Genomic DNA, 22073 nt, shown 5'->3' with positions numbered 1-22073 from the left:
GTCTTTAGAAAATTTTAACGCTCACGCCTATCTGTCCGCGGAGCGAATACCATTCGGCTTGCTCCACACGATCGAAGGTACCGTGGTAGTAACGTACCGGCGCGTTGGTGATATTATTCAGTTCGAGGAATGCCCTGATTTTCGGCGCGATGGCGCAGGAAGCGGAAAAGTCGACCGTAAAGTTCTCCGCATACCAGCGGTAGTGGTCCGGACCGGCAGCCTGACGGATCACGTCCAGGTATTTGCCTTTATAGTTACCCGCTATCCGCGCCATTACTTTTCCGTATTCATACAGCAGCGAGGCGTTGAAGATGTGTTTGGCCTGTTTGGGGATTACGCTGTTGTCTTCCACCTTTTCGCTGTTCACAAACCGGGGGATTTTCACACGGGAATCCGTGTAGGTGTAGTTGACATCTACGCCGAAACCTTTCCAGAAGCCGGGCAGGCCGGTGAATCTTTTCACAAACCCCGCTTCGATACCCGCCAGCCAGGCGCCTTGCAGGTTCTGCGGTTCGCTCACGGTATATTGAATGCCGTTGATGTTTTCGGAAGATTGGTTGGTATATACCAGGTCTGTCAGCTTTTTATAGAAAGCGCCTATATTGACCATGCCGATACCGCCGAAATAGTGTTCTGCCATCAGGTCGAAGTTATTGGCAAACGTGGGTTTCAGGGCCGCATTGCCCCGGGTGATGAGTTTGTTGGCATCGTCCTGCGTGGTGCCGGGGTTGAGGTTATTAAAATCTGCGCGGGCGAAGCTGCGGGTATATGCCAGTCGCAGTATATCCTTCTCCGTTAGCTGATATTTCACATGCAGCATCGGCAGGAAAGCGTTGTAGCTGTTGTCCTGTGTAAGGGCCGTCACCTGTTTGCCGTTTATCTTGCTGCCGTTGAAAGTTACCCTATTGTACTCGTTGCGGATACCGCCGGTCAGCGTCAGTTTGCCGGACACCTTGTATTCTCCCATCACATAAAGCGCATATACGTTTTCCACACCGTTGAAGTATTTGGTAGCGCCGGATGCGTTGGTAGCGGAATCCACCTGGAAAGGATACAGCTTATACCGGCTGATGCCCTCCGGCGTGACCAGCGATTGCAGGTTGCCCAGCGCCATCTGATCAATGATCACGTTGTTATAGGGTGAATGAATTTCAGACAGGAAGCCGCCGTTGTATGGGAAGGGCTCGGTGCCGAGGCCCGCCATGGATGGCGCCGCCCCCTGCATGCCTGCTATGTATACATTGTAAGGCGACTGTACCACTTTGTCTTTATGAATGAACTTACCACCGAACTTCAGGAGGAGTTTTTCTGACAGAGTATACTTTAAATTAAAGCTGAATCGTTTGTTTTCCTCCCAATTGGTGGCGCGCAGCATGATCACCTGCGACAGTTTCATGGCATCGGCAGTGATGGGCGTATTGGCCGATATATGCGGCAACACGGCGTCTATTACATCTCCTTTTCCATCGGGGGCGTCCATGGCGAGGTACTTTTTACCGTCGGCGGCGAGACCGTCGTAGGTGACCGCCTGCTGGAAAGTGGCCATGGGATAATATCCCGGGTCTTTAAACCGGAACTTTGATTTATCCAGGCCGGCAGCCCAATCCAGCGTGAGCTTTCCGGAAAACACCGACTGACCGCTCAGTTCACCGGAATACAGGTCCGTGAAGTAGTTGGAAGCCCGGTCTGTAATGGTAGCGTTTTTATTGTTGAAATAGAAATAGGTCTCCCGTACATTCTGCCCGTCCAGGAACGAGCTGTATATCCCTCTGAACTGCATCTTATGCCGGTCGTTGAATTTATATTCCAGGCCGGCATTCAGCCCGGTGGTTTTGCGGTGGGCGATGTAATCGCGCAGCTGCAGGTCGGTGATGGAATACGACTGCCGGGCGTTCGGATTGGCGAAATCGTAGTTCATATTGTAGCGGTCCTGCGCGGAGGTACGGTCCCATATAACGGCAGACACGACAAAGCCCAGTTTGCCTTTCAGCAGGCGGTCGCCATAAACGATGGACGCGTTATAGGAACCTTTGCGGGCCTGGTCGCCGTAACCGCCGGCGGTGTTGATCCGCAGCATCCTGGACTGCGGCGCTGCTTTGGTGATAAAGTTGATGGACCCGCCGATGGCATCCCCTTCCATATCAGGGGTGATGGCTTTGGACAGCTGTACGTATTCTATCAGTTCTGAAGGGAAAATATCCATCTGGATACGGCGGTCGGTATAATCCAGGCTGGCGGTAGGCAGGCGGTTGCCGTTCAGCAGGGTAGCGCTCCACTGGATGGGCGTTCCACGGACAGACACGTAACGCCCTTCGCCCTGGTCCCGTTCAATGGATACGCCCTGGATGCGCTGTACTGCTTCCGCCGCGTTGCGGTCCGGCAGCTTACCGATGGCATCGGCGGCCAGTACTTCCATAATGCCCGGCGCATTCTTTTTGATGCTGATGGCCCGTATCTGTGAACCGGCGGAGGCGCCTTTCACTACCACTTCGCCCAGTACGTCGTTGGCGGGCTCCATCATGATGGCGCCCAGTTGGTTCAATCCCGGTTTGACATCTACCGCTATTATTTTAACGGCAAACCCTACGTAGTTGATTTTAAGCGTCACTTTACCTGTTTTCCGAAGGGTGATGTTGAATACCCCGGAAAGATCGGTCTGCGCTCCGGCGCCGTCGATAACGATGGTCGCAGAGGGCAATGGTCCCTCTTTGGATAAAATACTCCCGCGGATCTGCTGTGCTGTACAGAAAACAGGCAGGAGTAAAATCAGTAATAAAAGCCGGCTGCTCATGGGCGAAAAATATTTTTCCGCAAAGGTGGGCCGGGGGCTGATGGTAGTCGTCCTTCTGGATAAATCCGTACGGCTTTGTAGATCGGGGAAAACAAACAACCTTACTACTAAATAATAATCAATTACTTATGAAATATTACGGAATTGTTATCTCCTCCTGCCAGCGCGTTTTTCACGACGTTCTCCACGGTCACCACCACCGTATTTTTATTTTTCATATAGGCGGAAGGGGTAGTACCGGTTACCTTTTTAAAGTATTGGTTGAACGACGACTTCGAATGAAATCCTGCTTCGAACGCCAGAGAGAGGATGTTAGGTGTTTCTTTGTCCGCCCGGTATTTATCCAGCAGCTTCACCACCTCCCGGATCCGGTATTCGTTGATGAACTGGTAGAACGACTGTCCGAGGTATTGGTTCAGCGTTTCAGACAGATGGTGCCGGGATATCTCCATCGTGGCGGCGAGTTTATCCAGCGTCAGTTCGGGATCTTTATAGGCCGCTTTTTCGTGCATCCACTGTTTCACCTGTGCGGCAATAGCAGCCTGTTGTCCGGCAGACAACACCGATTTACGGGGCAGCGGCGGCGCATCGGCTACCGGCTCTTCTTCTTCAGCAGCAGGTGCTGGCGGAGTATCTTGCAGCAGCGGCAGTGTGGTGCCGGTATCCATCAAAAATAAAATCCTCACCCTGCCGATAGCCAGACAGATACTCAGCAATGAGATGTAGGTAAATATTCTTCCCCACAGATGGCTGTCCATGATAAACCGCGAGGCAGGCGGCAGGTAATTATTGACGGTCAGTACCACGCTAAAAAATGCAGTCCCTAAAAAGACGATTGCCATCCACCGTACCAGCTGTATCTCCGAACGCCAGAAAGCCGGTATACGCCGGGCTTCCCGCAGCGATAAGATAGCGTACAGCGGGAAAGAGATCATCGCGGTGTACCCTACCGCCTGGTTATAATAAATAATGGCGGGAGGAGTTTTTCCGTCATGGGCGATAATATAACCGGCGATGGTGAAGTAGGCGATAGCAGCAGCCATCGCCGGCAGGAAATGGAGATAGTTTCTCCACCTGGCCTGCTGATATCTTCCGGACAGATGAGTGGTATACATCCATAATACCGGCGCATACATCAGCGTAATAAAGGTGTAGTACTGTTTGTGGATTTCCGCATGGGGAAACAGGGTATGCAGCATGAAGCCCGCTCCCAGGTGGACAAACACCAATATTAAAAACCAACTCAATATATTATCAGAAGATCTTTTCTTATGATGGATGACGAATATGCTGAACACCACCAATGCCTGAAAGGCTCCCAGTAAAATAATATACTTCATAACACCCTGGTTTATATGATTCCGGGGGTGAAGCTACATAACCACTATTAAGAAATTATTACCAGTCGCTCAGGGCTGTACCGGCGCCGGCTGCCGGAATACGGGGTAATGGTCCAGCAACAGGTCTCCCAGCGCTTCCCAGCCGGTGGCCTGCTCGCGGATACCCAACATACCGGCGATGGCGGAGAAGATGTCCGCCTTTGTTTTTCCTGCTTTCCGGAGATACCGTACCGAAGTAGCGCCTTCTGACTTGGAGAGTTTTTTATCCGGCGCTTCCATCAGGAGGGAATGATGGTAAAAGGTGGTGCGGCTGAAACGGTCCATCGCAGCCGTTCCAGCAAGGTATAGCTGCGCCAGCGTAGAATCCCATAGGTCTTCCCCCCGGACAACGAGGTCGACGCCGAAGTAATCATCGTCCACTACAGAAGCCAGCTGGTAGGCGGCGTGGCCGTCTTTTTTCCGCACCACGAAATGCCGCTGTTCCACAGGCAGGGCTACCGGCAGCGCGCCGTTGCCCGTATGCATCTGGAGCGGCAACGGTGTTTCGGTATTGATACGCCAGCAGACATCCGGCAGGTCCCATGACAACCCGCGGCGGAGGCAGCGGCCACCGTATACGCCGCCCGTCTGCTGCAACCGCGACCGCGTACAATCGCAGGCAAACAGTTTGCCTTGCTCCTTCAACGCTTCCAGCGCCTGCTGGTACAGCGCCTCCCGGTGCAGCTGCGACCATTGGCGGTGCAGGTCTTCCGGTGTACGGGGGCCCTCCTCCCAGGGTATTTCCAGGAAATGCAGCGTATCGAAAATGTCCTGTACGTATTCGGGACGTACCCGTTGCTGGTCCATGTCATCGATGCGCAGCAGGACGGCGGCGCCGGTGCGGCGCGCCAGCGTGGCTGTCAGCACAAACGAAAACACATTGCCCAGGTGCAGGAAGCCGCTGGGCGTGGGCGCAATACGGGTTTTGCGATGCGCCGGGTAAGTCTGGCTATGTACGGTTTTTTCTATGTGGACATTGTTTTGCACAAAAATAATATGTCTTTGCATTTTTGCGCGTTATAAAGCGGGCCGGAGAAAACATGCAGAAAATTTTTTTCGCCGATTTGTTGGAAAATAAAAAAAGAAATCTTTACCTTCGCACTCCCTTAGGGGAAGAGGATTGGTAGTTCAGTCGGTTAGAATGCCGCCCTGTCACGGCGGAGGTCGCGGGTTCGAGTCCCGTCCAGTCCGCAAGATGAAGTCAATAGACTCAAACAAAAAGGCGCTCAACTATGAGCGCCTTTTACGTTTTTATAATCATTGCGTTAATCATGCTTTCAACTGTCATATTGGTTTCAAAGTGGCTATTTTAAATACGGAGATTTAACTTTAAACCCGCTAATATCAGTTCCGATACCCAAAAATTGAAAAGCCACAGTGAAAGCTCCCCTCAGACAGTAACGTTTTCGACTAAAGTTTCCCCTCAGAGCCCTCATCTTTTTGAAGCGCTCCACATAGCCATTCCGGAAGGCTACCTTTCTGGATAAATCTGAGTTCGATACATTGGACATCAGCGCACCGAGAAAGTACTTCAGCAACCATCTCCGTACGATCTGCAGGTCCGTTTATGGTTCCATTTGCGGTCCGGATTAAATTTTGATTTTCACACCCATTAAATTTAGCGATTATTCGATATTTTTAACCGTAACGGTTTAACTCGAAACTTTCAATACCACAATTACCCTGGAAATACAACCACCAAAAATTGAAAGAAATGCAAATAGTAAATAAAATAGATTTAAAGCATAGAATTTCAAAGTCATTGATTAATGAAAGTGGAAGTAGAGCCCTGATATTATTTGATAACTCCTCTGAATTTGCGGTTATTGATATAATCGAAGATCAATTAACCCTTTCCTACTGCCACCAGTTTGAATTTGTTATTCTGGATGCCTGTTTTTCGGCTGGGGACCGCATTTGGTTTGCATTAAACGGTTCGGGGAATATTGAATGGAATATCGATGCACGAAGCATTTCACGAACGTGTGGAGATGTAGTGCAAAATAATTTGTCCCCACATTTGAATGGTTATTCCTGCATACGTGCCATTCCTTCAAAGAATCTTTTAATTGCCGCAAACGCCGGTTCATTCAAAATTGAATTTTATCATTTGGATACCTTATCAAAGTGGGAAAATAGCGATGCATTATGCGAGGTGTATACAAAGAACATTATCGTTCATCCGAATCAGCAGATCATTGCAGTTCAAATAACTGAATCAGAAGATACTGGAAGCATCCGCTTTTTTGAAATAAAAGATAACTCAGTAAGGCTTTACAAAAGATATATTTCCACATTATTTTCTCCAGGCGCCTGCAACTTTTCTGAGAATGGCAAAGAGATTATTACAACGGGTGGCTTTCCCCCCTTTAGTTACCAGGTAAATAGATTTCCTTCACTGGAGTTTGTCAACGAGTTTACGGACGATGGGGGGTTAAATATGCCTGGACCTTGGGGCAATACCAGGGGCATCACCTTTAACAATGACTTTTTGATCTCGTCGTCCAAACTGATAATACCCTATTATAATGGACATATATGCCAAATTGAACAGGAAACAGGGAAAATTTTCGATTCGGTCAAATGCTGCGATTCTCTCTGCAGCTCATTGACAAGATCGCAAAATGGGCAGCTGTTATTATGTTCGGCAATCGGAGGAGAGGTGGCTTTACTTAGGAATAGCGATTTGGAATTTAACATTGGTCCGGAGGCGATACAGCTCGAAGAACCTGATACCACAACAAATTTATTGTTACCGCTGGCTACAATGAAAGAGGTTGCATCCAGCCTGGATGAGCCTTTGCAAATAAGGTATGAATTGAACAAATAAACAACCTGTTTTGCTATAAAAAGGCTATTTAGTGTCATCGTTCCACGAACAAAAAGGAAAAGCTAAAAAAGTATTTCATAAGTCGGCATAAGCAGGTGACAAAAGACAAAAATTTATGCCGGAATCAACCCCCCAAATTGTCGTTTCCGCACAGTGTCCATTTCTGAAATGATTTTCATCTTTGTATTGTCAAATAAATGAAAGTTATTTATGAAAACGTTCTTCCGCATTCGTCATCTTCTTACATCCATACTCTTAATCACGATCTTTATGTCTACAGCATCTACATCCGGCGCACAAACTGTTAAACCTTCCGAAACCGGCTACGCCGCTACCAATGGCATCAAAACTTATTACGAAGTATACGGCGAGGGCACGCCTTTAGTGCTGCTGCATGGGGCTTATATGACCATTGGCCTGAACTGGGCCCAGTTAATCCCCGAGCTGTCCAAAAACAGAAAGGTAATTGCTGTTGAACTGCAGGGGCATGGGCATACCGAATATTCAGACAGACCGTTGTCGCTTGCCACGCTGGCCAGCGATGTGGCGGGCGTATTGGACCACCTGAAAATTGACAGCGCAGATATAGTTGGATATAGCTTTGGCGGCAAGGTGGCTTACCAGTTCGCCATACAACACCCTAAGCGGCTAAGAAAATTAGTCATCATTTCTGCTACGTATAAAACCAGTGGCTGGCAGCCGGAAGTCGCCAACGCGTTTAAAAACATGAAGGTTGAATTTTTCGAAAATACACCGCTGAAAACAGCCTATGACGCAGTAGCACCGGATAAAACCAAATGGACAAAGTTCCTGGAACAGATGTTTGCTTCAGCTGCAGCACCATTCGATCTCGGGGATGACAATATTGCAAAGATTACGGCGCCTGTATTGATCATCTCCGGCGACAACGACGGGATGAACAAATCAGAGCTGATAAAAACCTATCAATTATTAGGAGGCGGGGGTACGGCAGATCTGGGCGCAGCACCGAAATCCCAGCTGGCCATCGTCCCCGGGCAAAGCCATGTCAGCCTGATGATGCAAACAGCCATCCTTTCCAATTATATCAACGGTTTTCTGAAGTAAGCCTGACTTAATTAAAAACAGCCTTCCCATTCAACGATGGGAAGGCTGTTTTCATTCTAAGAAATGACATGTCAGGACATCGTAATTTCATTGTCTTTTAACCGCTGATAAACCTGCTGCAGCATACGGCTCTTAAAAGCTTCTTCATGGTGTACATTCCGGATCCATACCTGCAGCTTCAGTGCTACGTTATTGTCGTTAATACTCTTCACCAGTAATTCAGGCGCTACTTTACCGATAATGGCATCCGATCCGGACACCTCTTCCAGGATGATTTCCTTCGCCAGCGGCAGTGCCGAAGATGGTGCGATAGTAAACAACAATTCCGTTCGTATATGATTATTGCTGAGTGTCCAGTTGATCAGTTTGGAAGATAACAGGTCCCCGTTCGGCACCGTGACTTCCGCGCCTTCTGTAGTCACCATTCTGCTGGACCGGATGCCGATATCTTTTACCCGGCCTTTCTGCCCGGCAACTTCCACATAGTCGCCAATTTTCAGCGGCCGTTCAAAGATGAGGATCACACCGGACACAAGGTTGTTCACAATGTTCTGCAGGCCCAGACCAATGCCCACGCCCAGGGCGCCGAGTACCACGGTTATCTTGTCCATCGGCAAACCGGATGCCGCAATAGCGATCAGAAATCCGGCGACCAGCACCAGCAGGCGTAACAGCAGCAACCGGGAACTTTTCTCTTTTACCTCCCCTACCATATCATCGTCTGTCTCCCCAAAAAAGTAACCGATGTATTTCTGGAAGAGATTGGAAATTAACAGGATCACAAAGAACAACAGGATATTGCCCAGGGTAAAAGAGGTGGTACCGATAATCCTGGGCGTGGAGATCAGGCTGCTGATTCCATTATATAAATCATTATAGATATTCAGATTGGTGGTAAACACCATCAGCCACAACACCACCACCAATACCGTCAATATCTTGTGTAATCCTTCACGTATTTTCTCAAAGTCAAAACGGGCCGTAATGCCACCCGCTATCCGGCTGGACTGCATCTGGAGATAAAAAGCTTCTTCCACGATCTGTACAAACACCGTGAGGCCGATAATCTGCAGTAAACCGGCGATGGCAGCAGTGCTGTACACCTGCGCTATGCTTAAACGGCCGTACAGGTTGAACAGCGCCGCCAGCACATTAAAAACAACAAAGACTGCCGACACGATCCTGACCAGCTTGCCGGCAGATAAATTCCTATAAATACGGAAATAAATAAACAGGCCGGTTATTACAGACAATACATTCAGCACCAGCATCCATATCCGCACGCGTAAGTCGGGCACGACAACGGCAGCAGTGCCGGTTGTCAGCATGTATAACACCACAATGGCGATCCAGTAAATAAACATCCGGCGTTCCCACCTGCGCCAGAACAGGACCGTCAGTATGATCAGCAAAAAGGACTGCAACAAATCAATATATGCTGCCGGCGCGTTCAGGTCAAAGAAAGATGCGATATTCAGTATGATTACCAGCGTTCCTGCAAAGGGAAGCGCCCGCAGGTATTTTATATAGGGCGGCTGCAGCAATTCGCTTTTGCCTGCTTTTTTTATTCTCTTGAACTGTTTGTTCACCCGGAAGAAAAATACCAGTCCTATCAACAGCATCCACCACCAGATATCGGAATGATTGCCAGCGTAATAATTCAGTATTTTACCCAGTCCTTCAAGCGACCGGGAAGACTGCTGGGTCAGCGTATCGGCGGCAGCATCCCTGTGGCCGTTGTCCTCCCACAGATAGTTGTATTCTTTGCCAAGCGATTTAAGGCTAAAAACCTTTAACTGTTTATCGACTTTATTCTCCAGTTCCAACGCTTTAAAGTAACTGCCGGAAACTCCCGCCTGTAACAGCGAGATTTTATCCAGATGTTGCGTGGTGGCAGCCTTGGCCTCTACCCATTTGCTTTTTAGTTCTTTTAATTCAGGCAGGTAAAAGTTTCTGAAAGTAGTATCTGCTTTGATTTGTTTTACAAAAGAATCTTTGGTAAAGGCCATCATCTCCGCATTCATTTTCACGAGTTCCTTGTTGTAATTGAACAACCGGGAGCGCCAGTCCTCCAGGTGCTCGCGCATGTCGGCCAGCAATACGTGGAACATCTGCAGATTGCGGATATTTAAAACCTTATTATACAGCTTCAGGTTATCTTCAATCGTCTGCAGGTTGGATTTTATTTCAGGCAGGTCTTCCTGCATGCCGCGCGTATCAAATCCCCGGGAGGTGATATCGTTAATGCGGTCCAGGGTGTTGTGGAGATCTTCCATCCGTATCAGCAGGCTGTCGACGCTCAGTTTCGCCGGGCCGGATGCGGTGACGGCTGTGGTGTCTTTTCCGGATTGTGCGCACGCCGCGTTTCCCATAAAATTTAATCCGCACAGGAGAACCAGTGATACCAGTATTCTCGTGCATGTACCATGCATGGATGTTGTCATGTGTATGTAGGCAAAGATGTCCCGTTCAAAAGCATACGCCCTGAAAGGAAAGTGAAACAAGTATTAAAAGCGGTGACGGGTTATGGGGATCGTTAAAAAAGCGGGATAAATATAATGATATTTTTTCAATTGTATAATTTCTTATTTTGTCTGCGGCGATATCGCAGGCCGGGCTACGTATTGCGTCCGGCAACGACCTGCAAAATATTACACGTCTTGGCGAAAATAACACGCATACCACATTCAATTTTTATGTAAATTACTGTCATCTGTCGATTTTTACCTTAGAGAGCGCTGTTATATAAATTGGTTCCATGAATAATGAAAAGTAGTTAAACCCGTATTGTTATGCATATAACAATACTCCCCCATTCTTAAGGTATTAGTGCATCATCAGGTTTCGTGCGTACGGAAAACAGTAATAAAAATTATTGCTGAAGCACCCGTTTGTTCCTTAGTTCATTTGCTGTACACAGCCATGGCCGTGTAGGTAAATCGTTTAATCAAAATCATTAGTCAACCCGAAAATGATACTACCGGCATTATTATTCACCATAAAAATTCATCCAAAATGAAACCGAAATGTTTATCGTTCAGTTTATTGACCGCCTTTATGATGATGCTCTTCGGCATCAGCTGTACTAAAGACCAACGTCCCGCCGATGTAGCTGCCAACAGTGAAGCAGCCAAAGCATCAGGGGCTGTTACTGAATCCCTTGACAGTCTGCTGGCGTACAAAAGCAGGCCCCATGAAATCTATGCAGCCTTTTACCGGCTGGAAGGCCCCTGCTATGGCCCGGCGCCATTTGGCACCAACTTCTCACAGGTACCCGACAGCCTGGACATATTAATCCTCTTTTGTTTCTCTCCCTCTTCTCCGATAGCATCCCAGGTACCCGGATGGATTAACACGCTGCATACGAAAGGCACCAAAGTAATCCTGACAGGAGGGTTAGACCTCGTTGCCGGCGCTACCCATGATTCTATAGGTTACGCCAAAACAGCCAAACATATCATGGACAGTGTAGTCAATAAATATGGTTTCGACGGGTATGATATCGATATAGAAAGTGAACCGTCCGGCCAGGAACTGACCGATATGGCCGGCGTATATAAGGCGCTCTCCAAATACCTGGGCCCCAAATCCGGCACAGGGAAGTTATTAACATTCGATACCAACAGAAGCGGCAGCAACAGTCTTTTCCAAAAGGTGTATACCATGGTCGACTATGTGTGGCTGCAGGCATACGGACGCGGCGCCAGCACCCTGCAATCCACCTGGTCCACCTTCGCTCCCTATATTCAATCTTCACAGTTTGTACCCGGTTTCTCGTTTTATGAAGAAAGAGGTTATCCTTCCAACGTATGGTATGATGTAACCTATCCCGTGAACGGCACCGGCCGCGCTTATGACTACGCCCGGTGGGAACCTACCTCCGGTAAAAAAGGCGGCGTATTCAGTTATGCGATAGACAGAGATGCACCACTGACATCTTCCACCGATAACACCATGTACGCACCTACCTACATCGTCAGCAAACAACTGATCCAGATTATGAACCCCAGTGGCGGCAGCACCACAACCGGGGTGATATTTTACCAGGACGCAAGCTATGGTGGCGCAGCGTCGCAGCCCATCGCCAAAGGCAATTACACCTTATCCCAGTTACAGGCAAAAGGTGTGGCGAATGATTGGGCATCTTCCGTAAAAATCCCTTCCGGCTGGTCTGTTACTATTTATGCCGATGACAATTTCTCCGGTACCTCCTGGACGCTGACCAGCAGCAACAGCTGGCTGGGTGGGCTGTCTCCCAGCGCGAACGACAAAATGAGTTCCGTAAAAATCCAGTAATACTGCTGTATAATAAAAGCGCCCGGTTATTGCCGGGCGCTTTTATTTAGATGGCTATATCAAAATTGCTTCGTAAAAAACTTCATCAAAGGGTCTCTTTAATATATTCTGCCAGTTCCCTGATCTTTTCTTCGTTACGTTTGTAATACGTCCACTGGCCTTCCCGGACAGACTTCAGCAACCCGCAGCTGACCATAGAAGAGAGATAAGCCGAAGCGGTGGACTGGGAGATCCCCGCTTTCCTCTGGATCACGCTCATACATACCCCGTAGTCTTTTACCTCCGGTTCGATATCCTCCGCCGCAAAGTGTTCATGCGGGTCCTTCAGCCAGGTAAGGATCTGGATGCGATGCTCATTGGATAAAATCTTAAACAGTTCTATCATATCTATATTTCTCGAAATATCAATACAAAGAAAGCGATTTTATCCGACATCGTTATCATAACTATTCTGATATAAATACATCAGTTATACTATTTTAAAAATAGTAGAAAAGGGCGGACTTTTGCATTGTCAAATCAAAAAAACAAAAAATGAAATACAGAGAATCGGGCAGGTCTCCGCTGGCATTGTCCACCGCCGGAGGCTTCATGTGGGGAAAGCAACTGTTAACAAAAATCTTCATCCTGGCAGGCATGACCTTCGCGGCACTGCCTTCGCCTGCACAGCAAAACGACACCAGCTGGTATACATCTCCCTATGGCGCCAACGATGAAATCGGCGCTGTCAACCTGCTCACACCGGAAGTAGTGCGGGAAGCCGTTAAACTCGTCAAAACCGGGAAAACCTATCCACTGGCAATGCCCATCGATAAAAACCTGCCGGCATTCCGGCACCGCAGCTTCCACCTGTACAACATCCAACCCGGCGAACAGGGCGGCAACACCCTCGGCCCCAATAAATTCAGCTTTAACGATGAACTGGTAACCGCTTGGACAGGCGTAGGCACACAGTTGAACGGTATCGGCCACATCGGCATCGACAACGTATATTACAACGGTAACAAAGCGGCTGATTTCGTGACTGTGGAAGGCGTCAGAAAACTGGGCATCGAAAAAGTACCGCCCATGGTTACACGCGGCGTAGTACTGGACATGACGGCACATTACGGCAAAAAAACAGTGCCCGGCGGCACCGAGTTCACCGTCGCTGACATACAAGCCGTACTGAAAAAAGAAGGCATCACCCTGCGCAAGGGCGACGTGGTACTGTTCAACACCGGCTGGCTGGAACTGATCGGAAAAGATAACAAACAGTTCCTCGAAGTAGAACCAGGCATCGGCATGGAAGCCGCCAAATGGCTGGCTGACCAGGGCATCGTAGCTTTCGGTGGCGACACCTGGGCATCTGAAGTATATCCCAATCCCGGCACAAAAGCAGAATTTCCTGTTAACCAGTTCATGCTGGCCAAAAGAGGGATCTATAACCTGGAGCTGATTGACAGCCGTGCATTGGTGCAGGATAAGGCCTGGGAATTTCTTTTCGTGTTAGGCCAACCGTTATACGTTGGTTCCACACAGGTAAACATCAACCCTGTCGCCATTCATTAACGCGACGTCCAATAATATTCCGAAGGGCAAACCAGTTATGGTTTGTCCTTTTTTATTTGTAGTTTAAACCCTCATGAAAAGAAGACACTTTCTAAGGAATACTTCATTATCAATGATGGCGGGTTTAAGCGTACCCATGCTCAGCACCGCCACCCCTTCTGCAACCGGAAAAGATACCTTTACGCCTATACGCTTTGGTATCATCAGCGACCTGCACCAGGATTTCGCCTTCGACGCCGCCAGGCGGCTGGAGGCCTTTATCGGCGATATGCAACAGCTTAAACCAGACATGATCATCCAGCTGGGCGATTTCTGTCAGCCTAAACAGGAAAACAACATTATCATGGACATCTGGAACCGTTTCAAAGGCCCTGCTTACCACGTAGTAGGCAACCACGAAACGGACGGCGGCTTCACGCCCGCTGACGCCGCCCGGTACTGGAAAATTCCGCATACCTACTACTCCTTCGACCTGAAAGGATATCACTTTGTAGTACTCGATGGTAACGATGTCAACCCCGACCATAAGCCCAGATGGAAATACGAACGGTTTATCGGCGAGGAACAACTGCAGTGGCTGGCCAAAGACCTCGACAACACACAACTGCCCGTCATCGTATTTTGTCACCAGGGATTCGATAACGATAACGCGGTGGAAAACGCAGCACAGGTAAGACTGCTCTTCGAACATGCCAACAAAAAAGCGGGATTCCGTAAAGTGCAGCTGGCCTTCTCCGGCCACTTCCACCAGGATTATTATAACCGCATCAATGATGTGCATCACGTGCAAATCAACAGCGCCACCTATTTCTGGCGGGGCACCCGTTATGTGGACGAACCGTTTGACGCCGCCATCCACCAGCAATACCCGCTGATGAAATACATGTCCTTCTACCGCGATCCGCTATGGGCGCTGGTGGAAATTCACGCCGACGGTACTACGAAAATCACCGGCAGGACCAGCAGCTTCGTTGGGAAAACTCCCACCGCGCTGGGTATGCCGGAAAACGCGTGGACCTACCCCGCGGTGCCCCATATCTCCAACCGCACCCTCAAACTCAGTAAACGCCTGGCATAATAAAAGCGCCCGGCAATTACCGGGCGCCTCGTTTATTCACATCAGTACTTCGTCTGTCCTATGTCCAGCCGGTCAAACTTACCGCCGGCCCCCTCATGGAATTTGAAAAACACTTTAAAAGTGCCCCAGCTGCCGGCTTTGAAATTACCATACACCTCTTTGCCTTCATTCTCCACCTTATCGATGGACAGGAATTTTTCGTGCCCCAGCGCTTTTCCGAAAAAGGATTTAAAATCGACCGTATTCCCGTCATCTGTCATCACAGGTTGATCAGCAAAAAAAGAATACCAGCTTTTGTCGCCGGCCTGTAGCGCCTCTATGGCTTTCCTCACGTTTGGGTGGGTTATTTTTGATAAGTCCATCGTTTGTTTTTTGGGAGATGATTGTTCAGTTATTTTCCGGGGATGGCTTTGCGCACCGGCCATCAGCGGCCCGCAAAGCGCCATGACGATAACAGTCCTATACATGATTAACCATTTTTGAGTGGATGTTGCAGGTAGATGATCACCAGGTTGAGCAACAGGAAAGGCAGTTCAATGAGCACGCCTTTCAGGTCCTTGTCCAGCAGGTGAAAACAAATGATCAGCAGGATACCTAATGCCATCAGGAAATTACCCCACACAAAAGTTTTCGGGAACAGTATCAGTACGGCCGCCAGGATGGTAATAATCCCGTTGATCATCACGCCTGTTTTGCCGATACCCCATTTGCCAAACATCTCCAGCATCTCCGGTTTCCCGGAAAACATGGCATATCCCTGTTTAAAGCCCATGAATACAGCAACAAGGATCAGTATAGCATTAATGATTTTTAAGACCATGACAAACAATATTAGTAGCGTTAACGGGGATCATTCACTTTTGATGGTAACAAAGCTCGACAATATAATTTACTGAATTATGGTGAACTTTTCGCTTTTTTTTACTTCCGGCCGGCTATAAAAAGCGACGGCCTGCTCCCGGGAGCAGGCCGTCGCGTGGCTATATAAACAAATATTAAAACAGTTTTCTCCACACATGGCTCATAAACCGGAGCTTCCATAAGCTGCGGCGTATATTTTTGATGCTGCCGCGGCGCAGTTCTTCAAAAATAGGCGCTTTGTATTGTTCGGCGCCCTGGGCGGCTATCTGCAAGGCGAGGCCATACTCTTCATTGAGCGTGGCGATGACCCAGCCCAGGAGCAGGTCGCGCTGAGACTGATGATCGCGGGCATCGAAATTATTCAGGTACACCATTTCACCCCAGCCGGCAGTTTCCTTATGAGAAGCGGCCAACAGCTTCTGCAGGAAGGGGCTGGAGCTGACGCTCTTCAGCTGTTCCTGTGAAATGCGGTTCGGTCCCTTTACGGTGATTTCACTGAGGAAAAAGGGCAGGTTGTCCATATGCCGCAGCACAGCATGCAGTTTATCTTCGCCATGGTAAGCATGCATAATGCCCGGCTCAAATTCTGCTATTTTAATATCGCGGGCCATCTTTTCATCGAGCGACTGGAAGATACGCAGGTCCAGTCCCTGTGAATCCGTTTTGAACCAGTCGATATACCCGATATTCAGTTCCTGTAATACCTCCGGGATGGTGCGCGTCATCAGCTTCGTTTCCCGCTCCACGGTAAACTTGTCCGCAAAAGCATACGGCTTCAGGTCCTCCGTGCGGGGTACCAGAAAGCTGGAGCAGTAAGGCGACTGTGTAAGGTAAAACGGTTGCCCCTCGCTGGAAGTATCCGCCACCACACAGTTAAAAACATACAGTTTCCGGTAATTATCGTTTTCACGGACGATGTAACCATATTTCCGGTCATCCGGGTCAAAGGCAATGCAGACGGCATATTTCGCAATCTTCTTCCACCTGAAGTGGATAGCGCCCGACGCGCCGATATCCACCAACACGGGCGGCTGATTGATTAACTCCGGTGTATTAAGTACTTTTTCTATTAATGACATCTAGGTTCTGCTGTTTAAATGGATGTGGATAACCCGCTGAAATACCGGTAAATATAAACACGATTCACAATATATAAAAATAACAATCGTATCTGTTAACGGCCACAGGCGGGCTTTAAATCCGGCCGTAATATCGTGATTTCTTCAGAAATGCCATCAGGGCAGCCTGGTCACCGTAATTCAACGTGATAATATCTTTTATAGCCTGACTTTTATTTTTAGCGCGGCGGTAGTAGGACTTACAAATGGTATACCCCATAAAATAGCCCAGGTCGCCCATCGTTTTCGTAGTAGCGCCGTTGTACAGCCAGTTCGAGAAATCTTCCCCCAGCATTTCTTTTCTGAAGGCCTCTTTCAGCGCCGCTTCGTTCTCCCGCCCATACTGGAGATAGGAATTCATCAGCGGTTCCTTCAGGATCAGCTCTGTCATAAAATCACAGGCGCCTTCATGCAACGCCTGCCCAAGCAGTATTTTCGCTTCTGCCCGTTGTTGGGTATGCACATATTCATGCACCACTACCGGGATGATATTGTCGGTGCTTTGCGTCCGGAAGAAGTTCGCCAGCCGTTTGTCAGGAAACTCGGACACATCGGTGTTTTTATTGCCGGTGGCGATTTCTGTTCCTATCAAAGCCAGTGAATCCCGTACCGTGCCCGCGGCGCGTATAGCCGTGATGGTGAAAAAGAGCTTTGCCGGACGCAGATCGGGATATAACGCTTTGAACTCCCGGATATGTGTTTCAATAGCCGGTATCTTCGGTTTTACTTTCAGCGTGTTTTCCCGGACAGATGCCCAGAATTTCGGGTATTTGTTGATCGCCGTCACCAGCCTCGGCGCATCGAACCTCCTGAGCTTCATGAACAGTTTAAGCCCCTCGGTACCCTTGTCGATATACAAAGACTGCATAAAGGCTATCTGCCGGGTAGTATCTTTCACCGTCTGCACACTATCGAAGGCTTCCCAGAAATGGTCTACATCGGAGGTAAAGACGCGGGAAGTGTCCTGGCCATGAACACGGCCGGCACAGGTGAATAACAAAATAAATACAATACAGCTCACAGAGATATTGCTGCGCAAACAGGTTTTTCTTTTCATGCAAGATGGCATTTGCTGGCGGAGGAAAGATCGGTAAAATAAAGAAAAACGACCAACCACCCAATTATCCGCCATACTATTTTGTGTTATGGATTTTCGCGGTCTTTTCATCCTAACGGACAACGCGCCTGCCATAAATATGCCGGCCTCCCCCGGTCTTCCCTTATTTCCGGTAACGTTCTCGGAGATTTATATGCCCGAATGGTTGCAAAGTAACCGGTTTCGGACGTAATTTGTTAGAGAAACTGTATCAACCAGAATAATTCTATAGCATCAGGGAAGAAGAGAAACAAAAGAAGCCTGTTCACCACGTCTTTCATATCAACAGTGTCTTCCATGTAATGTGGAGCGAAGCACGCCTGATGCGGTCATATGACCGCCCGGCAATGCTTTCCGGCAAATACCGAAAAATATTCACACAACTAAATATCCGGGGGAATATTTATGAAAAAATGGCTACTTCATTTATTGCCGGCAACACTGTTTGTCACTACCGTAACTAACGGAAACGCCTATTCGCAAACTTCCGCTACCGCTACCTGGGCGCTTACGGCCAACCAGCAGGCGGTAACCACGGGAAACGTCTCCGCCAATGCGCAGCAGCTCAATGGGCTGGTGCATTACGATTATATCTCCGGCGGGGAACGGACCATCCCCTCCAGCGGCACATGGCCGGCGCAGACAGGCGCCGACGATACGCGCAATATGCTGTATACTGTTGCTCCCGCTGCCGGCAGCACCCTTACCGTAAAAGAGATAGCGGCATCCCTTAGCTTCAATGGCTCCAGCGCCTGCAGGGTAAAGCTGTCATGGTCTACAGACAGTATACACTTCACCGATGTCACTACCGACTTTGCACTGGTATCCTCTTCCACCCCTACCGCCTATACCTTCACCGGGCTGAACATCAACGTACGCAACAACGGCAGGTTGTTCTTCCGCATCTCTCCGTGGACCACCGGTGTGGTGACAGGCAAATATCTCATCACCAAAAATGTGGCCATCAAAGGGATCACCGCTACCGCACCGGTAGCAGCGTGGCCGCTGACCGCCAACCAGCAGGGTACCGCCACAGGTAACATCTCCGTAGCTGCCCAGACACTCAACGGCTTGTCTGTTGCCGGCTACAGCGCCGGGCAGCAGTTATCGCCCACCGGCGGCAACTGGCCCGCTGAAAGCGCGCCGGCGGCCGGCAGATACGCACAGTTCGCCGTCACGCCCACTACCGGTAACGCCTTCACTGCTACCGGCATCTCCCTGTCACTCGCCTTCGGCGCCGCAGGCGGGCAGGCCCGGGTATCCTGGTCTGTCAACGGTACCGACTATACGACACTGGACACTACGCTTTCCATCGGCGCCACCGCCAACACCTATGCGCTGAATACGCCTGATATCACCGCCACCACCGGGCAAACGCTTTACCTCCGCGTATCTCCGTGGAGCAGCACCGCCACTACCAGCCCGCTCACCATCAGCGAGGTAACTGTTACCGGCTATACGTACATCGTACCGGCCATTACGTGGGCGCTCACGACAGACCAGTCGCCCGCCGTATCCGGCGATGTCACCGCTGCCGCGCAAACACTCACCGGCCTGAAAGTGAACAACTATATCACCGGCAACGGCGGCCAGCGGCTGCTGCCACCGGACAGCACCTGGCCGGCGGCCACAGCCCCGGACAACGGACGGTACATACAATATACCGCCGCACCTGTGACCGGCAACAGCCTCACAGTACAACAGGTAACCGTTCCCCTCTCTTTCAATTCCTCCGACTATGCCCATGCACGCATCGCCTGGTCCACAGACGGCACCTCTTTCACAGACTTCACGGCTGACCAGGCGCTGACTGCAGGCGCCACGCCGGTAGCCTATACGTTCAGTAACCTGAACATCGACGTGCCCACCGGCAAAACGTTCTACCTGAGGGTGTACCCCTGGACCACCGCCGCCATTACCGGTAAATACCTCGTCACCAAAAATGTGATGATCAGCGGCACCACCTACCCTTTCCGCCAGATCGCCTTCCCCGGCGCTGAAGGCGCAGGCAGGTTCGCCAAAGGCGGCAGGGGCGGCAGCGTGTATTACGTCACCAATCTCAATAACTCCGGCGCCGGCAGCCTCCGCGACGCTGTCAGCCAGCCTAACCGCACCGTGATGTTTAAAGTCTCCGGTACCATTAACCTCCTCAGCGCTGTCGTTATCACACAGGATAACATCACCATCGCCGGACAGACAGCGCCGGGAGACGGTATCTGCCTCGCCAACTACGGCATGGGCATACGGGCCAACAATGTCATCATCCGCTATATCCGCAGCCGCCCCGGCGATATCATCCTCAACCCGAACGATACCGCCAAAGCAGTGGACGCCATGTACAATAATTTCGGTTCACCGGTCACCAAACCGTTTTCCAATATCATCGTAGACCACTGCTCCCTGAGCTGGTCCACCGACGAAGCCGGCTCTTTTTATGCCATCTCCAATTTCACACTGCAATGGAGCCTGTTGAGCGAAAGCCTTTACAAGTCCAAACATGTGAAAGAGACGCCGCACGGCTACGGAGGCATCTGGGGCGGCCAGCAGGTCTCCTTCCATCACAACCTCCTCGCCAGCCACAGCAACCGTAATCCCCGTTTCTCCGGCAGCGCCAATACCGGCCAGCCGGAACTGGAATACGTTGATTTCAGGAACAATGTGGTGTACAACTGGGCGGGATCAACCTATGGCGGCGCCGGCGGCCATCAAAATATGGTCAACAACTACTACAAACCCGGTCCGGCTACTACCGGCGAAGCCGGCTGCGCCACTGCCAACCGCCGTCACCGCATCCTGATGTACACTACTTTCAGCGTATCCCTCGCCGGCGACACCATCCCCGGCGGCAAGTTCTATATCAAAGGCAATTACGTGCCAGGCTACCCCTGCGTGGAAGAAACCACCGACACGTCGTCCAATAACTGGACCTATGGCGTACATCCCGACGGGCAGCCCGGCGCGGAAGCTGCGCTGGCCACCGCCCGCGTAAACACACCGTTTCCCTACGCGCCGGTGACGACGCAGACAGCGCAGGATGCCTTCACCTCCGTGACGGCCGGCGTAGGCGCCATCCTCCCCCGCAGGGACACGGTAGACAGGCGTATCGTCCGGGAAACACGTACCGGCACCGCCACCTTCGGCGACAGCAGCTACCAGTCAGCCGGCATGGGCATTCCCTCCGGTATCATCGACAGCCAGAACACCGTAGGCGGATGGCCCACCCTCCAATCCTCCACCTACCCCGATGATACGGATAACGACGGCCTGCCCAACTGGTGGGAGAAAATGAAAGGCGGCGACTCCACCGGCATCGCTGCCAACAGCCTCGACAGCGACGGCTTTACCATGCTGGAAAAATATCTCAACGCCATCCCCTCGCCCGACCAGCAGGTGACCTTCACACAGGCCTCCGGCATCCGCACCGGCGGAGACACCGTACGCATCAGCTTCGACATCGACTGGGCCAAAGACGTATTTACCTTCGGCATCTTCCGGTCCACCGACAATGTCAACTTCACCCAAATCGCCACCATCCCTTCCAATATCAACCAGACACATTATGTGCTGGACGACCCGGCAGCACCGGCACAGACCTGCTACTACAAAATCGGCAGCTCCCGTACAGATGGCACCGGCAGCACCCTATACAGCCAAACCATTACTATCGGCAATGCGCTGATGATGCGTCAGCAGGCCGACAAAGCGCTGATGCAGGCCCTATCATCTGCCGGTATATCCAAAAACAACGGCCTCACCATCTACCCCAACCCCGTCTCCGACAGGCTGGTGGTAGGCCATCCTGCGGTGAAAGGCAGGGGGGCTATCACCCTGTATACCGTTGACGGGCAAAGGGTAAAAACCTGGACCGCCGCCAACGGCACTACGGAAACAAGGATCGGCACAGGAGAACTGAACAACGGCACTTACGTACTGGTGATGGACAACGGAGGGACCCGCAGCGGAAAGGTGTTCATAATTTTCAAATGA

General features: G+C 50.3%; 15 protein-coding genes and 1 tRNA gene. 7 read left to right on the top strand and 9 right to left on the bottom strand.

What is annotated here, in order from left to right; translation table 11 throughout:
* Positions 1 to 4: 4 nt before the first annotated feature.
* The 3 genes from HF324_RS06415 to HF324_RS06405 form a co-directional block, all read right to left on the bottom strand.
* Positions 5 to 2791 (bottom strand): TonB-dependent receptor, encoded by a 2787-nt coding sequence (locus tag HF324_RS06415; protein WP_168862151.1) that lies wholly within the window; start codon positions 2789 to 2791, stop codon positions 5 to 7.
* A gap of 122 nt (positions 2792 to 2913) precedes the next feature.
* Entirely contained in the window at positions 2914 to 4131 is a 1218-nt protein-coding gene (locus tag HF324_RS06410; protein ID WP_168862150.1) for an AraC family transcriptional regulator, read from the bottom strand.
* A 69-nt stretch (positions 4132 to 4200) separates the two neighbouring features.
* A complete protein-coding gene (locus tag HF324_RS06405) occupies positions 4201 to 5178 on the bottom strand; it encodes a glutamate--tRNA ligase family protein (protein WP_168862149.1) in 978 nt (325 codons plus the stop codon).
* A 109-nt stretch (positions 5179 to 5287) separates the two neighbouring features.
* Here HF324_RS06405 and HF324_RS06400 point away from each other — a divergent pair.
* From HF324_RS06400 to HF324_RS06390, 3 genes are all read left to right on the top strand, one after another.
* A tRNA-Asp gene (locus HF324_RS06400) sits at positions 5288 to 5361 on the top strand.
* A 523-nt stretch (positions 5362 to 5884) separates the two neighbouring features.
* Positions 5885 to 7000, top strand: coding sequence for a hypothetical protein (locus tag HF324_RS06395; protein WP_168810573.1), 1116 nt, complete (start codon positions 5885 to 5887; stop codon positions 6998 to 7000).
* 270 nt (positions 7001 to 7270) lie between these two features.
* Positions 7271 to 8086, top strand: coding sequence for an alpha/beta fold hydrolase (locus HF324_RS06390; protein ID WP_168810571.1), 816 nt, complete (start codon positions 7271 to 7273; stop codon positions 8084 to 8086).
* 71 nt (positions 8087 to 8157) lie between these two features.
* On the opposite strand, the gene HF324_RS06385 is transcribed toward HF324_RS06390, so the two are convergent.
* Entirely contained in the window at positions 8158 to 10458 is a 2301-nt protein-coding gene (locus HF324_RS06385) for a mechanosensitive ion channel family protein (protein WP_168810569.1), read from the bottom strand.
* Positions 10459 to 11101: 643 nt separating this feature from the next.
* Here HF324_RS06385 and HF324_RS06380 point away from each other — a divergent pair.
* Positions 11102 to 12382 (top strand): EndoS/ChiA family endoglycosidase, encoded by a 1281-nt coding sequence (locus tag HF324_RS06380; RefSeq protein WP_220100686.1) that lies wholly within the window; start codon positions 11102 to 11104, stop codon positions 12380 to 12382.
* Positions 12383 to 12467: 85 nt separating this feature from the next.
* Here the strand turns inward: HF324_RS06380 and HF324_RS06375 are convergent, their stop codons facing one another.
* Positions 12468 to 12767, bottom strand: coding sequence for an ArsR/SmtB family transcription factor (locus HF324_RS06375; protein ID WP_168810567.1), 300 nt, complete (start codon positions 12765 to 12767; stop codon positions 12468 to 12470).
* Between the two features lie 149 nt (positions 12768 to 12916).
* Between HF324_RS06375 and HF324_RS06370 the strand changes: the two genes are divergently transcribed.
* A complete protein-coding gene (locus tag HF324_RS06370) occupies positions 12917 to 13933 on the top strand; it encodes a cyclase family protein (protein ID WP_220101279.1) in 1017 nt (338 codons plus the stop codon).
* A 112-nt stretch (positions 13934 to 14045) separates the two neighbouring features.
* Positions 14046 to 15011 carry a metallophosphoesterase family protein gene (locus HF324_RS06365; protein ID WP_168810565.1) on the top strand — a complete coding sequence of 322 codons (966 nt, stop codon included), beginning with the start codon at positions 14046 to 14048 and terminating at the stop codon, positions 15009 to 15011.
* Positions 15012 to 15052: 41 nt separating this feature from the next.
* On the opposite strand, the gene HF324_RS06360 is transcribed toward HF324_RS06365, so the two are convergent.
* The 4 genes from HF324_RS06360 to HF324_RS06345 all read right to left on the bottom strand — a co-directional run bounded on the left by HF324_RS06360 (position 15053) and on the right by HF324_RS06345 (position 18047).
* Positions 15053 to 15478, bottom strand: coding sequence for a hypothetical protein (locus HF324_RS06360; RefSeq protein ID WP_220100684.1), 426 nt, complete (start codon positions 15476 to 15478; stop codon positions 15053 to 15055).
* A gap of 2 nt (positions 15479 to 15480) precedes the next feature.
* Positions 15481 to 15831 carry a DoxX family protein gene (locus HF324_RS06355; RefSeq protein WP_168810563.1) on the bottom strand — a complete coding sequence of 117 codons (351 nt, stop codon included), beginning with the start codon at positions 15829 to 15831 and terminating at the stop codon, positions 15481 to 15483.
* A gap of 175 nt (positions 15832 to 16006) precedes the next feature.
* Positions 16007 to 16951, bottom strand: a complete 945-nt coding sequence (locus HF324_RS06350; protein ID WP_168810561.1) for an FkbM family methyltransferase — start codon at positions 16949 to 16951, stop codon at positions 16007 to 16009.
* 115 nt (positions 16952 to 17066) lie between these two features.
* On the bottom strand, positions 17067 to 18047 hold the full coding sequence (locus HF324_RS06345) for a gliding motility protein GldB-related protein (RefSeq protein ID WP_168810559.1): 981 nt from the start codon (positions 18045 to 18047) through the stop codon (positions 17067 to 17069).
* A gap of 444 nt (positions 18048 to 18491) precedes the next feature.
* Here HF324_RS06345 and HF324_RS06340 point away from each other — a divergent pair, with 444 nt between their 5' ends.
* Entirely contained in the window at positions 18492 to 22073 is a 3582-nt protein-coding gene (locus HF324_RS06340) for a T9SS type A sorting domain-containing protein (protein WP_168862148.1), read from the top strand.

This window comes from Chitinophaga oryzae (assembly GCF_012516375.2).
GTDB lineage: Bacteria > Bacteroidota > Bacteroidia > Chitinophagales > Chitinophagaceae > Chitinophaga > Chitinophaga oryzae.
The sequence above is the reverse complement of the archived record's forward strand: the minus strand, read 5'-3'. Positions and strand labels throughout refer to the sequence as shown.